Below are 12,819 nucleotides of genomic sequence, written 5' to 3' on the forward strand. Positions count from 1 at the left end.
TTGGCCTGGCGGGTCCAGGACAACGCCTCAGTCTCTTCCAGCCCCCCGACCTCTTTGCGGCTTTGAACAATTTGGACTCGACCTATTAATCTGGGCGCGCTGAGCGCCGCAGCGCCACCGTGGCCTCGATGGTCAGCGGCATCCCCGCCGCCTGCGACAACCGCTGCTGAATGGCGTCCAGGTCGGCGCTGCTAATGGGACGTTCGGAGGTCACCCGCACCCGCGCCACCGTCTCGCGCCCCTGCTGCACTGAAAGCGGCGTAATGCGGTATCCCGCATTGTCAGCGAATCGGGCCTGTCCCAGGGCAGAGAGAATCCGGTTGCTCTGGATCGCTTTATCGAACGCCAGATAGAGCGGAACGCTCACCGCCCCCAGCAGCGCCAGACTCAGCCACAGCCCCTTGCGCGCCAGATGAAACGGCGCGAACCCCAGCGCCAGGAACGCCACCGATCCCGCCACGGCGATGCCCACCAGGTTGGTGGCGAACAGCAGCGACGCGCCGGAGACCACCGACCAATCCATCCAGCCCAAGCCGATGCCCAACACACACAGCGGCGGAACCAACGCCACCGCGATGGCCACCCCAGCCAGCCCTTTGGCGATCTCCTCGCGGGCGTTGGCGTAGGCCCCGGCCATGCCGGAGACCACCGCCACCCCCAGATCCAGTAAATTGGGCGACAGACGCGCCGCCATCTCATGGGTCAATACCCGCAGCGGCATCAATTTGGCCACGACGATGGCGCACAACAACGCGGTGAGAATGCCCAGCAGCAGCGTCTTCACGCTGTCGCGAATCAACAACGGATGCGCCCTTGCCAGGCCCATGGAGAGCGAGATGATCGGCCCCATCAACGGCGCCAGAATCATCGCGCCGATGATCACCGGCGCGGAGTTGGCGTAGAGACCGAACAGCGCCAACAGGGCGCTCATCACCATCAGCGCAAAGAAGCTGCGACTAAACGAAGCCGACTCCTTCAGCCCCTGGAACAGCTCCTTAAAATCATCCTCGGCCGCATGATTGAACAGCGGCAAACGCGCCCCATCGAGAATTCGCGCGCTCTCGCCGCTGGGCAATCCCTGCATACGGAATTGATCCCGATCCGGCGGCGGCGCGCCGTCCGCTTGTGGATAGCGCGCCCCCAGGCGCACCTGTAGCGGCGTCTGCACCGCAGTGATTTCCAGACGATCGGCGTGCAGCGTGCGGCCATCCAGGGCGTAATCCACCCCGCGCCCGGTCTCCACCGCCAGCCGGGCGCTGCGAATCAACCCCATAGCGGGGGGCAGCGCCCGCTGGGAGACCGCGCGCAATACGATGATGCGCCACAGCAATCCCAGATACCCCACTACGCTGCGCGGGGCCAGCGCCAGGGCGGTGAGGCGCTGGTCGTCCCACACCGTGAGCGAGGCCAGCCCCTTGCCCAGATAGCCGTGGGTGGGCCCTTCCAGAATGATCAGACCGATGCCTGCGGTGGTGAGGGACTGCTCTTTGGCGGTGCTCAGCGCATAACGAAACGGGCGCAGTTTGAACACATTGCGCGCCAGCGCGCCCAACACCGACCAGCGCGACCCGCTGCGCCGCTGCGCCTCCAGCGTCAGCGTCTCCCCCACCGTCACCGAGGAGAACGCCACCACATCGTTGCAGGTGAGAAGTCGCACCGATTGCGCGCTGGCTTGCAAAGCGTGCGCGACCGCCTCAGCCAGATCGCGCTCCACGCCGAACCGCGCGGCAGCCAGCGGGGCCTCGGGGTGGGGCAGCACCGCAACCTCCCAGCCCCGCTCAACGGCGGTGGGCAGAATCCCGCGCACCCGCTCATCGTCCAGGTAGAGCAGCACCACCGCCCCGTCGCCCGGCAGAGCGTCCTGCGCCGAGGTGAAATGGTGGGCGGCGTAGGCGACGCCTTCAAGATGCGCGCGCAGGTCATCCCATGCGCCATCATGCAGAAAATGCACGCTCGGTTCGGGCATGGGCGCGTCTGCGGAACTCATACCCGTGCAGCCTTACACAAGAGAGCACGCCTCATCGAATTCCAGTCGCGGCGAACGCGGGAAGAGCTTATCCGGGTCGCCATGGCCCAGATTGCACAGGAAGTTGGATTTGACCCGCCCGCCCGGGAAGAAGGTCTCGTCCACCAGCGCATTGTTGAAGCCCGCCATGGGGCCGCAATCGAGCCCCACCGCCCGCGCCGCCAGCATGAAATAGGCCCCCTGCAATGAGCCGTTCAAGAACGCCGTATGGGCGATCTTCTCATCCTGCCCCGCAAACCACGAGCGCGCATCGGTGTGGGGGAACAGTTTGGGCAGGGTGTCGGGGAAGTCCAGGTCGTAGGCCAGAATCGCCGTTACCGGCGCACTCATGGTCTTGTCGATATTGCCTGCATCAAGGGTAGGCTTGAGCCGCGCCTTACCCTCGGGAGTGCGCACGAACACCACCCGCAGCGGACAGCAGTTGGCCGCGGTGGGGCCGAATTTCATCAACTCATACAGTTCCGCCAATTGCTCGTCGCTCACTGGTTCGTCGCGCCAACCGTTGTGGCTGCGCGCTTGGCGAAACAGCAGATCACGCGCTTGTTCATCCAGGGACATGGTCTCTTCCTGTCTTTTTGAGATTCAATCGTTAAGCGGAAAGATGCTGGGCCTCCGGCCCAGACCCGGACAGGGCGCCGCCCTTGACCCGGCAGGCCAAATGGGACAAATCCCGATTCCCTTGCACTCTCGTTAGTTTTGCTCTGTGCTCACATAAACTTGTGTGTCTGCACATAATTCTCACGACACCATTCCAACTCAGCATAGCCATTTTTTCAACAGAGCAAAATGTTGCTCAGTTTCCACTCTCTTGCTCTCTTTGCAATTGCCACCCAGCCAACGCCGGGAACGCCAGCATGCCCACGCACACGCCCATCACCCCCGCCCAGCCCCAGGTCTGGAACGCCAATCCCGACGCGCTCACCCCCAGCCAGCCGCCCAAATAGTAGAACAGCACGTACAGCGCGTTGGCGCGACCATGACCATGGGCCAGCGCGCGATTGAGCGCGCCAACGGAGGCGGCGTGCACCGTGAAGAACCCGGCGCACAGCAGCAGCAGCGCCGCCACCACGCCGCTCAACCACGGCAACGCCGACAGCAGCACCGAAGCGAACGTCACCGCCGCCCCCGCCAGCAGCGTCGAACCGCTGCCCCAGCGGTTGGCGATCTTGCCCGCCATCGGGCCGATAAAGATGCCCATGATATAGACGAGATAGACCGCCGTAATGGCGTTGGTGGAGAGGGCGAACGGCGGTTGCGCCAGCCGAAACGGCAAGTAATTGAATAGGGAGGAGAAGACGAAGAAGCTGCCCATGCCGCTAAACACCAGACGCAGCACGCGCCACTGGCGGATCAGGTCGAGGAAGCCCACCCGGCTGGCGTGATCGGGCCGCACGCGCTTGCCTTCGCGGGGCAACAGCCACCAGGCGATCACGGTGGAGACGATGGTGAGCGCAGCGGCGCTGACCAGGGCATAGCGCCAGTGCAGCGGCGGGTGAATCCAGCCGCCGAGCAGACGTCCGCCCAATCCGCCCAACACCGTGGCGGCGACGTAACTGCCCATGATGACGTTGAGGCGATCCGGCGGCAGCACCCGCGCCAGATAGGCGGCCAGACAAGTGGTCAACGCCGGGATGAACAGCCCCTGGGTAAAGCGCCCCGCCACATGCCAACTGAGCGCATCCGCCGTGGAGGTGAACAGCCCGGCGGCGGCAATCATCAATCCGCCCAGCAGAATGATGGGACGCACCGGCAGGGCGTCGGCCAGCAGGCCAAACGGGATATTGGCCAGGGTGATGCCGAGAATGACGGCGGAGATGCTCCACGCCGCCTCGGCCACGGAGACGCCGAACTCCTGCTGCAGAACCGGCAGCACCGGCTGGGTCAGGTAGATATTGGTAAACCCCGACGCCACCAGCGCAAACACAACAATCTGCAGAGTGTGGGCGGAGGGGGTTCGCATGGCGGGCGGTTTTGCGCAGGAGGGATAGGAGTCGAGCCCAGAATTCCTGACGCCCTTCACGAGCGGGCATCAGGGATTCATCATTGCAGCAGATGTACGACTTAGCAAATTCAAACACCGGCTATTTCAAAGATTTTCAGGGCGCATCAGTTGGGGGGATAGAGTCGCTCGCATTCAAAAGTGAGCATATGGGCGCTGGAAGATATCGAGGACTACGCCCTCGAGCTGTGCTGGTTCAGCGGAAACATGACAACCGTCTAAACCAAAATATCAGTTAGCTGTTCGCCTTTTCAGCCATTTTTTGGGATGGCTGAAAAGACTGCTTTTGGTGCGTCGTCCGACGCCGTTCTCTGGCCGCCTCAAGCTTTTCATCTCGTTCGGCCAGGATCTGCACATGCCGCCCTTCCAGGCGATCCTGTGGGGTGACGTAGTCGATGGCGCTATGGAGCCGCCGGGTGTTGTAATGCTCGACGTACTTTCCCACAACCCGTTGGGCATCTTCCAGCGATAATGGCGTCTGAGGCCGAATGCACTCACGCTTCAAACTACCGTGAAAACGCTCCAGTTTTCCGTTGCTCTGCGGATAGTAAGGCGAAGTCCTCACATGCGTCATGCCGGATTCCCGGATGAACGCCTTAAAATCGTTGGCAACGAACTGCGGCCCATTGTCTGAGATCAGCCGCGGCTTAGCTTCCGGATAGGCCTCCTGAGCTCGGAGCAGGACCACTTCAACCTCATCTTCCTTCATCGACTCACGAATCTCCCAGTGGAGGATAAACCTGCTACATCCATCCAGGACACTGCACAGATAGTAGAACGTCCCCTGGATATTCAGATAGGAGATGTCCACATGCCAGTGTTTATGCGGCTCCGAAGGCTGTTTGAACCCTGTGCCCTTCTGCGAGGGCGGTGGGCTCCAACGACGCATCAGCCCGGCAGTTCTGAGCACACGCAGCACTGAAGAGGGGCTGACCGCCACCACGCCTGCATCCAGCATCATGTAGGTCAGGCGCCGATAGCCCTCTGACGGATGTTCATGGAAAAAGGCGACAATCGCTTCCCTTTCCCAATCGTCCAGCCAAAAATCTCGGGGAATACGGCCATTGTGGTCGTTAACCATTCCATAGCGCTTGCGCCATGAATAGAACTTGCCCCTTTGCACGCCTATCCAGTTGATAATTCGGCTCGTGTCGATTTCGCTCTTGTCTGACCAAAACGCCACGAAATCCACCACCGAATCCCGTATGTCCGGCTCCACCCAGCAGCCGTTCAGCTCACCCCAAGACTTTTTTTTAGCGCAACATGCGCCTCAAGAAGCTCGGACATAACTTCATTTTTGGTTGCCAACTTCGCTTCTAGTTCGGCAATCTGTCGGTCACAAGCCTTTTGGCCGCGTTTATCAGACAAGGCCGCTTCGCCGTTCTCAAACAAAGCCTTTTGCCAGCGATAGTACTGGCTGGGCTGAATGCCCGCCTCGTCGCACAGATCCGAGAGAACCACCTTCTCGACCAGGTGACGGCGCACATAGCCTACCTTCTGCTCAGCCGTAAATCTCCGCTTCTTCCGTTCCATACAAACCTCCGCTTATTATCTACACATTATAAACGGCTTGTTTGTCATTTTCCAACTGAGCCGAAACAGTGTCACTCTGGATTCAAACGACTATCGGCGCCCTTGTGCAACGCTCAAACGCAAAAAAGCCAGCGGCAACGCTGGCTTTTTTGCTCGATCAGGATGTACGCCGAGAATTATCCGGCGTTTTTCAGCGCTTTTTCCAAGGCGTCGCAGTAGGTGCGCACCACTTTGACCCGCGCATAGTATTTGCTGTTGCCCTCCACCAGGGTCCACGGCGCGATGTGGGTGGAGGTGCGCTCCACCATGTCGTTGACGGCGTTTTCATACTCGCCCCACTTGTCGCGGTTGCGCCAATCCTCGTCGGTGAGCTTCCAGCGCTTATAGGGCGTCTCTTCACGCGCCTTGAAGCGCGCCAACTGCTCCTCGTCGGAGATCTGAATCCAGTATTTGACCAGCACGATGCCGTGCTGCACCAACTGCTCCTCGAAGTCGTTGATCTCGGCGTAGGCGCGGCGCCACTCGGACTCGGTGGCGAACCCCTCCACCCGCTCCACCAGCACCCGACCATACCAGGAGCGGTCGAAAATGGTCACCTTGCCCGCCCGCGACAGATGCCGCCAGAAGCGCCACAGGTAGTGGTGACGGCGCTCCTCCTCGGAGGGCGCGGCAATGGGAATCACGCGCACATCGCGGGCGTCCATGGCGGCGGTGGTGCGCCGAATCGCGCCCCCCTTGCCCGCCGCATCGGCGCCTTCAAACACCAGCAGCGAGGAGATGCCGCGCGCCTGCGCCCGACGATAGAGCCCGTTCAACCGCGCCTGCTCCCGCGACAGCTCCACCTTGTAGCTCTTCTTGTCCAGCGCCTTGGTCAGATCCATATTGGCCAGCACGCTGGCGCCGCGCACTTTCTCCCGCCCGCGGCGCACCAACTCGTCCACGGTCTCGGCCTCATCCTCCTGCTTGGATTCCGCCTCGGCCTCGGCTTCGGCCTTGGCGGCTTTGGCTTCAGCAGCTTTGGCGGCGGCCATGGCCTTCAGGTGAACCTCGGTGTCATCCAGGTGCTGGGTCACCAGATCGCGAATCACCGTCATCACCTTCAAGATGCGATAGCGCGAATCCGCCCCCTCCACCAAGGTCCACGGCGCCGGACCGGTGCTGGTGCGCTGAATGGCGCGCTCGGAGACCTGAATAAAGCGGTCGTACATCTCAAAGTGCTTCCAGTGGGTTTTGGTAATACGCCAACTCTGCAGCGGATCCTTCTCGAGGACCTTCAGACGCTTGCGCTGCGCCTCCTTGCCCAGGTGCATCCAAAACTTGATCACCAGCGCGCCGTCATCGCACAGCATCTTCTCAAACGCCAGAATGCGGTTGAGTTGGTTTTCAAACTTATCCTCATCGGTGCGCTTGTAGACCCGATCCAAAACCGGTTGCGAATACCAGGAGCTCAGGAACATGCCGAACTGCCCCTTGGTGGGCAGATCACGCCAGTAACGCCAATACTCGGGCCGTTCGCGCTCCACATCGGAGTGCTCGGAATAGGCGTGGGTGACCATCCAACGCGGGTCCATCCACTCGTTGATGGTGTTGACCGTCTCGCTCTTGCCTGCGCCGTCCACCCCGGCAAACACCAGAATCACCGGCAGATTGAATTTGCGCAGCCGCTGCTGCAGCTCCAACATCTCAATGCGCATGGCGCCCGCGACAGCGTCGTACTCTTTTTTGGAGATCTTCTGACCGAGTTCGGCGGTTTCAAACATGATGTGAGACCTTTTGAGTCAATGAGCCCAACGCGAAGCGGGATGGGATGAACAGGACGCAACAGCCAACCGGGAAGCGACGAGAATCCACGCCCGGGCGATCACCATAAAAAAAATTGTTCAGCATATCAAGCGGTCAGTTGGCCCGTTTCCTCCCACGCCAACAAACGTGCTGCGCAGCCCCTTGATATGCGTGCCCGCACACGCCTGAAAAGTGAAAAAGAGCCCCTAAAACCGGGGCTCTTTTTCTCGACTGGACAGAGGTGAGCGCCTATTACGGACGGATGTAGGCGTAGCCCTGCTCCTGCAACTCAATGATGCGCACCACCCCTGCCGGGGTCACGCTGACGCCCTCCGACAGCACCGGGGCCTTGCCGGTTTTGCGCTCCACCTTCTTCATGGTGTTGCCGCAGGCGGTAAAGTGAATATCCTGTTTGCTCAAGCTCACCACGCGGGCCGCTTCCGGGCTCTTGGCGGTCAGAATCCCCAGACCGGGACCGTACGCCACCACCTCCACGGCGACGTTATCCATGCCGTAGTCTTTTTGCATGTTCACCGCATTATTCAGCGCAATTTTCCATGTTTGCGGATCGTTCTCGCTGACTTGGATCACCACCTTGTGTTCAGGATCAAAGTCGCCTGCGCGCGCCGGGCTCGCCCACACCGTCAGAGCCATCACCCCCGCACACGCCAGCGTCAGAAACTTGTTCATAAACATCCCCTTAAACATAAGAATATAAAGGAGTTCTTATATTGAACTCCGCCCCTGGAGCGATCCTGCCAAATTTCCTCACAGAGGTCCAGAGAAAGGGGAATTATTCTTGTTTCGAATACGGTTTGCATCCAGCGCTCAGTCTCCGCGCAAGGCGCAGAGCAAAGCTGTCAGCGTTTATTTCTCAACAGGATAACCCGCAGCGGACCAAGCGTGCATGCCGTTACGGAAGTAGTAGAGTTTGGCGTAGTCCCAGAACACCGCGGTCTCCACCGCCACCGAACTGAGTACGCCGCGATCGCAGTAGATCACCACCTCCTGGTCCGGCTGCGCCACCTGCGCCAGACTCTCAGCGCTGAACCCTTTGTCCAGATAGAGGTGCGTGGCGTTGGGAATATGGCCCGTCGCCCAGCGCGCGTCTTTGCGCACATCGACGAATGCCACTCCCTTTTGCCACAGGGCGTAAGCGGCAGCGGCGTCGATGGTGGTCGCCTCATCCACCGATTGCGGAATATCGCCATCCGGCACGTCGGCGTCATCGGAAGCCCACACCGGCGTCAGTGGCGCAATCAGCGCAAGCGCCAGCAGCAACACCCGTAATCCGTTCCACGCTCTCACTTGCGCCTTCATTTCACGCCCCCCCTGCGTTGACGCCTTGCGGCGCGCTCTCGCTGACGACACAGAACCCTGCGTCGCTCCCCTTTTTTTGGTTCCCCCTGATGCGGACTCTCGGCAAGCGAAACCATCGCCGCGTATCGTGCGTTTACCCCTCGTGGCGCTTGCACAAGGGACGGTCATCCGGGGTCTCCACCGCCTGCACGATGGCCTCCACCAGCGTCTGAATCTCCGGCAAGTCCAATGCGGCGTTGAGCTTCTGCATCAACGCCACCTCCACCGGGGCGAAACTGCGGCGTCCATCGCCCAACGTCACCCAGATGCCGCTCACCGCAAAGCTCTCGGCGTCTTCACTGGTGACCAAACTTTCCGTCTCATCCATCAGTTGGTCATAGCGCGCCTCCACCGCGTCAAGCAGGGCGTCGTCGATCTCTTCGCTCACCTCCACCAGATGCCCCAATTCGTCGGATTTGGCTGACGCTACGACCCCTTTTTCGCGCAAAAACATTATAAATTGAGCTTGAATATCTTCATGAAAGAACATGTATTCATACATCGGTGCGACCTTGTTAGCGAGAGGTTGTCCAGGGCGTGGCGCAAAACCTGCGCCCGCCACAGCGCCACAGCATGGGCAGGCGCCCAGGTATTGTCAATTGCCTTGCGTTATCAGATCAATAGCCAAGCGCCACGCGCGCGATATAGTCGCTTGAATTCAGAATGACTCACATCCAAACACTCAAATGTTTGCGTGACATAGGCCCGTCATGCGCTGACTATTGGCCGCCGACTGGTCGGCGGCGGGGTCTGGGGGCTTTGCCCCCAGCGGGTGTAATGGAATGGTCCGCTCCGCTACCCAAACGGCCTCGCAATGGGCCAAGATGGTGGTGTGTTTTTCCATCTCAACGGAGTCGGAGCGGACCATGAGCAATCATATCGAAAACGGACAGGTACGGGTACTGGGTATTGATCTGGGCAAGAGCGTGTTTCAGTTGCATGGCGTCGATGCGCGCGGCAAGAGCGTTCTGAAACAGCGCTTGAAACGAGATAAGTTACTGGAGTTCATGGCGCAACTGCCGCCGTGCCTGGTGGGGATGGAAGCCAGTAGCGGCGCCCACCATTGGGCGCGGAAATTTCAGGGATATGGGCATGAGACGCGTCTGATGGCGCCGCAATATGTGAAGCCCTACGTCAAGCGGCAAGAACGACAGCGTGGACGCCGAAGCGATTTGCGAAGCGGTCCAGCGTCCGAATATGCGTTTTGTGGGGATCAAAAGCGTTGCCCAGCAAGAGATTTTGGCGTTGCATCGGGTGCGCAGTCTGGCGGTGAAGAACCGCACGGCGTTGGTGAACCAGATTCGCGGACTGCTTGCCGAGTATGGGATTGTCTTTCCCAAGAGCATCAAACAGGCGCGGCGGGCGATTGTGCTGATTTTGAGTGATGAGAGCTCGGAAATGAGCGCCAATTTTCGCGTAATTCTGGAGGATGAGCGCGATGAGCTGGCGCATTTGGATGAGCGCATCGGCAAATATGAGCGTGAGATTGAGGCGCTGGCCAAGGCGGAGCCGCAGTGTCGATTGCTGATGACGATCCCGGGAGTGGGGCCAATCACGGCGACGGCGCTGTTGGCGTCGGTGGGGGATGTGCGGGCGTTTAAGAATGGCCGAGAGCTGTCGGCGTGGATAGGGTTGGTTCCCAATCAGCACTCCACAGGGGGCAAGGCGTGGCTGACGGGGATCAGCAAGCGTGGCAATGGTTATCTTCGCACCTTGTTGATTCATGGCGCGCGGGCGGTGTTGCGTGTAGCGGAGAAAAAGCCGGACCGCCGCAGCCGGTGGGTGGTGTCGGTGTCGGAACGCCGCGGCGCGAATAAAGCGGTGGTGGCGCTGGCCAACCGCATGGCGCGCAGCGCATGGGCGATGCTGGTGAAGCAGGAGGCCTATCAGGTCAGAGCCACTGTGTAGAGAGAGTGCAATACAACTCTAAAAGAAAAACAGGCCGATAAGGAAAGAACAAGAGATCCCACCAGCCAGGTTGCGAGAGAGAGTCGAGATTGATGGCGTGAAACGGCATAGCCCTGCGTGGCCAAAAACCTGTTCTGCCCAAGGGCCCATAGAGGTCGAGGGTGTGTTGAGGAGGGCCACGCGCAAATTCCATCAGGGCCAGAGGGCGACAAGCCCCTCATCAACAGGCCGGATACATGGGCGCAACTAAGCCTCACACATCAATGGATATTTTCTCTTGCTGTGGCGGAGCGGACCATACATGGGCAGAGCCCACGGTTTGGTGTTGACCTTGGGAGCTAGAGGGCAAAGCCCTCGATATCTTCACCCACCCATGTGTTCACTTTTGAATGCTAGCGTCTATTAGGAACACGCCCACCTGTAAAGTTCACGCCGCCAGCCACTTGACCACATCGGCGGCGCTGGGCAGACCGCCCGCGTGGACCACCTGGCCATCCACCACCACGCCGGGAGTGGACATCACCCCATAGCCCATGATCTGCGCCATATCGGTGACCTTCTCCAACTCGATCTCCACGCCGAGCTGCTGCGCCTGCTCGGTGATGATGCGCGCGGTGGTTTCGCAGTTCTTGCAGCCGGAACCCAACACCTTGACCTGTTTCATCTCCGTTCTCCTTTCACGCGTCTCAGGCGAACAGCCCGTTAAATAGATAGCCCACCGCCACAAACGCCACGAACAGCCAGGCGATAAACAGCGCAATCAGCGGCGGTTTGATCACTTTGCGCAGAATGATCATCTCCGGCAGGGAGATGGCCGCCACACTCATCATCAGCGCCAGCGCAGTGCCGATGGGAACCCCTTTGGCCAGCAGCGCCTCGGCCACCGGAATCACGCCGGTGGCGTTGGAGTAGAGCGGAATGCCGATCAACACCGCCAGCGGCGGCGCGAAGGGGTTATCGGGACCGGCGTATTCGATAAAGAAGGATTGCGGCGCATAGCCGTGCAGCAGCGCGCCCACGCCCACGCCGCCCAACACATAGGGCCAGATGCGTCCGACGATCTCCCGCACCTGCGCGCCGGCGAACTGCAGGCGACCGCGCAAGCTGGCGTCCACTGCGGGCAGCGCCGCCTGCCCCATGCGGATCTTCCACACATACTCCTCCACATGGCGCTCCTGCTTGAGCGCGGCCATGGCCAGCCCGCCCAACAGCCCCACCGTGAGCCCGGTGACCACGTAGAGCCCGGCGATGGTCCAGCCCATGGTGGAGGCCAGCACCAGCACCGCCACTTCGTTGATCATGGGCGAGGTGATGAGGAAGGCCATGGTCACCCCCAGGGGGATGCCCGCCTCCAGAAAGCCGATAAACAGGGGAACCGAGGAGCAGGAGCAGAACGGCGTGACCGCGCCCAACGCCACGGCCAGGGGGTAGGAGATCCACGGCGATTGACCGCCGATGAGCTTGCGCGCCCGCTCCGGCGACACCAGGGAGCGGAAGAAGCCGATGAGAAAGATAATCAACGTCAGCAGGACGAAAATCTTGCTTACGTCCTCAATGAAAAAGTGCAGCGATTCGGTGAGCTTCTGACCCGGCGTCAAGCCCAGCAGGTCAAAAACGACGCCATCCGCCAACTTGGTAAAGACCTCCAGCACCGCCACACTCCTCGGCGCACGTCTGCGCTGCCGCCAGCATCACGCTCGGCCCTGCGCCGGTTTGGGCAGAGCGGCATGATCACGACCAGGATACGCCTGCGACCCACCGGGAGCAACCGGCGCGCACAGACGTCGTCTCAGGCGGAGTCGCCCGCGAGAAGCGCGCCAATCTGCTCATACTGGAACGGCTTGCCCAACATTTTCACCGGGCCGAATCCAAACGCCTGCGCGGTGCTCTGAGCGATGCCCTTCATCTCCTCATTGGCCCCGGAGACCAGCACCAACTGCTGTTTAAAACCGGTTTTGGAGAGCGCGCGAATCAGCTCGATGGCGTCCATCTCCGGCATGTGAATATCACTGAACACCACCGCCACCCCTTGCGGGTCGTTTTGGATATACGCCAACGCCTCCAGCACGTTGTCAAATAGGTGGAACTCCATAACTTGCAGATCCTCCAGATTGCGCCGCGCCAGCGCCAGGGAGATCTCATCGTCGTCAATCCACACCACACGCTTATCAATTTGACCCATATCGCTTCTCTCCAACCCGTTTGGATAAAA

The 12,819-nt window shown here is 60.4% G+C and carries 12 protein-coding genes and 1 pseudogene; 1 reads left to right on the plus strand and 12 read right to left on the minus strand.

The genetic code is table 11. The features are described 5' to 3' along the window. Window positions 1-85 precede the first annotated feature (85 nt). The 9 genes from MAIT1_RS09270 to MAIT1_RS09310 form a co-directional block, all read right to left on the minus strand. On the minus strand, window positions 86-1,987 hold the full coding sequence (locus tag MAIT1_RS09270) for a TIGR00341 family protein (RefSeq protein WP_085441984.1): 1,902 nt from the start codon (window positions 1,985-1,987) through the stop codon (window positions 86-88). 12 nt (window positions 1,988-1,999) lie between these two features. After that, window positions 2,000-2,584, minus strand: coding sequence for a malonic semialdehyde reductase (locus MAIT1_RS09275; RefSeq protein ID WP_085441985.1), 585 nt, complete (start codon window positions 2,582-2,584; stop codon window positions 2,000-2,002). Between the two features lie 235 nt (window positions 2,585-2,819). Next, window positions 2,820-3,986 carry an MFS transporter gene (locus MAIT1_RS09280; RefSeq protein ID WP_085441986.1) on the minus strand — a complete coding sequence of 389 codons (1,167 nt, stop codon included), beginning with the start codon at window positions 3,984-3,986 and terminating at the stop codon, window positions 2,820-2,822. 274 nt (window positions 3,987-4,260) lie between these two features. Then, window positions 4,261-5,244 carry an IS3 family transposase gene (locus MAIT1_RS09285; RefSeq protein WP_198947840.1) on the minus strand — a complete coding sequence of 328 codons (984 nt, stop codon included), beginning with the start codon at window positions 5,242-5,244 and terminating at the stop codon, window positions 4,261-4,263. A gap of 11 nt (window positions 5,245-5,255) precedes the next feature. Next, window positions 5,256-5,558: a transposase gene (locus MAIT1_RS09290; protein ID WP_085440078.1), complete on the minus strand. Its 303-nt coding sequence runs from the start codon at window positions 5,556-5,558 to the stop codon at window positions 5,256-5,258. A gap of 176 nt (window positions 5,559-5,734) precedes the next feature. Further along, a complete protein-coding gene (locus MAIT1_RS09295) occupies window positions 5,735-7,318 on the minus strand; it encodes a polyphosphate kinase (RefSeq protein ID WP_085441987.1) in 1,584 nt (527 codons plus the stop codon). A gap of 274 nt (window positions 7,319-7,592) precedes the next feature. Beyond that, window positions 7,593-8,030, minus strand: a complete 438-nt coding sequence (locus MAIT1_RS09300; protein WP_085442042.1) for a DsrE family protein — start codon at window positions 8,028-8,030, stop codon at window positions 7,593-7,595. A 177-nt stretch (window positions 8,031-8,207) separates the two neighbouring features. Continuing rightward, window positions 8,208-8,660 carry a rhodanese-like domain-containing protein gene (locus MAIT1_RS09305; protein ID WP_158089408.1) on the minus strand — a complete coding sequence of 151 codons (453 nt, stop codon included), beginning with the start codon at window positions 8,658-8,660 and terminating at the stop codon, window positions 8,208-8,210. Window positions 8,661-8,793: 133 nt separating this feature from the next. Further along, on the minus strand, window positions 8,794-9,153 hold the full coding sequence (locus tag MAIT1_RS09310; RefSeq protein WP_143814748.1) for a hypothetical protein: 360 nt from the start codon (window positions 9,151-9,153) through the stop codon (window positions 8,794-8,796). A 412-nt stretch (window positions 9,154-9,565) separates the two neighbouring features. Here MAIT1_RS09310 and MAIT1_RS09320 point away from each other — a divergent pair. Further along, window positions 9,566-10,607 (plus strand): annotated as a pseudogene (locus tag MAIT1_RS09320) (IS110 family RNA-guided transposase). 427 nt (window positions 10,608-11,034) lie between these two features. On the opposite strand, the gene MAIT1_RS09325 reads toward MAIT1_RS09320, so the two are convergent. From MAIT1_RS09325 to MAIT1_RS09335, 3 genes are all read right to left on the minus strand, one after another. Continuing rightward, on the minus strand, window positions 11,035-11,271 hold the full coding sequence (locus MAIT1_RS09325) for a thioredoxin family protein (RefSeq protein ID WP_085441991.1): 237 nt from the start codon (window positions 11,269-11,271) through the stop codon (window positions 11,035-11,037). 22 nt (window positions 11,272-11,293) lie between these two features. Then, window positions 11,294-12,259 carry a permease gene (locus MAIT1_RS09330; protein WP_143814749.1) on the minus strand — a complete coding sequence of 322 codons (966 nt, stop codon included), beginning with the start codon at window positions 12,257-12,259 and terminating at the stop codon, window positions 11,294-11,296. Between the two features lie 137 nt (window positions 12,260-12,396). After that, window positions 12,397-12,789, minus strand: coding sequence for a response regulator (locus tag MAIT1_RS09335; protein ID WP_085441992.1), 393 nt, complete (start codon window positions 12,787-12,789; stop codon window positions 12,397-12,399). Window positions 12,790-12,819: the final 30 nt, after the last annotated feature.

Origin of the sequence: Magnetofaba australis IT-1 (assembly GCF_002109495.1) — a bacterium.
GTDB classification, from domain to species: Bacteria; Pseudomonadota; Magnetococcia; order Magnetococcales; family Magnetococcaceae; genus Magnetofaba; species Magnetofaba australis.

Bases quoted from the DNA above. Each gene is read 5' to 3' on its own strand.
- MAIT1_RS09300 (WP_085442042.1), bottom strand. From the start codon at position 8,030: ATGAACAAGTTTCTGACGCTGGCGTGTGCGGGGGTGATGGCTCTGACG.
- MAIT1_RS09280 (WP_085441986.1), bottom strand. From the start codon at position 3,986: ATGCGAACCCCCTCCGCCCACACTCTGCAGATTGTTGTGTTTGCGCTG.
- MAIT1_RS09310 (WP_143814748.1), bottom strand. From the start codon at position 9,153: ATGTTTTTGCGCGAAAAAGGGGTCGTAGCGTCAGCCAAATCCGACGAA.
- MAIT1_RS09335 (WP_085441992.1), bottom strand. From the start codon at position 12,789: ATGGGTCAAATTGATAAGCGTGTGGTGTGGATTGACGACGATGAGATC.
- MAIT1_RS09290 (WP_085440078.1), bottom strand. From the start codon at position 5,558: ATGGAACGGAAGAAGCGGAGATTTACGGCTGAGCAGAAGGTAGGCTAT.
- MAIT1_RS09270 (WP_085441984.1), bottom strand. From the start codon at position 1,987: ATGAGTTCCGCAGACGCGCCCATGCCCGAACCGAGCGTGCATTTTCTG.
- MAIT1_RS09275 (WP_085441985.1), bottom strand. From the start codon at position 2,584: ATGTCCCTGGATGAACAAGCGCGTGATCTGCTGTTTCGCCAAGCGCGC.
- MAIT1_RS09305 (WP_158089408.1), bottom strand. From the start codon at position 8,660: ATGAAGGCGCAAGTGAGAGCGTGGAACGGATTACGGGTGTTGCTGCTG.
- MAIT1_RS09295 (WP_085441987.1), bottom strand. From the start codon at position 7,318: ATGTTTGAAACCGCCGAACTCGGTCAGAAGATCTCCAAAAAAGAGTAC.
- MAIT1_RS09325 (WP_085441991.1), bottom strand. From the start codon at position 11,271: ATGAAACAGGTCAAGGTGTTGGGTTCCGGCTGCAAGAACTGCGAAACC.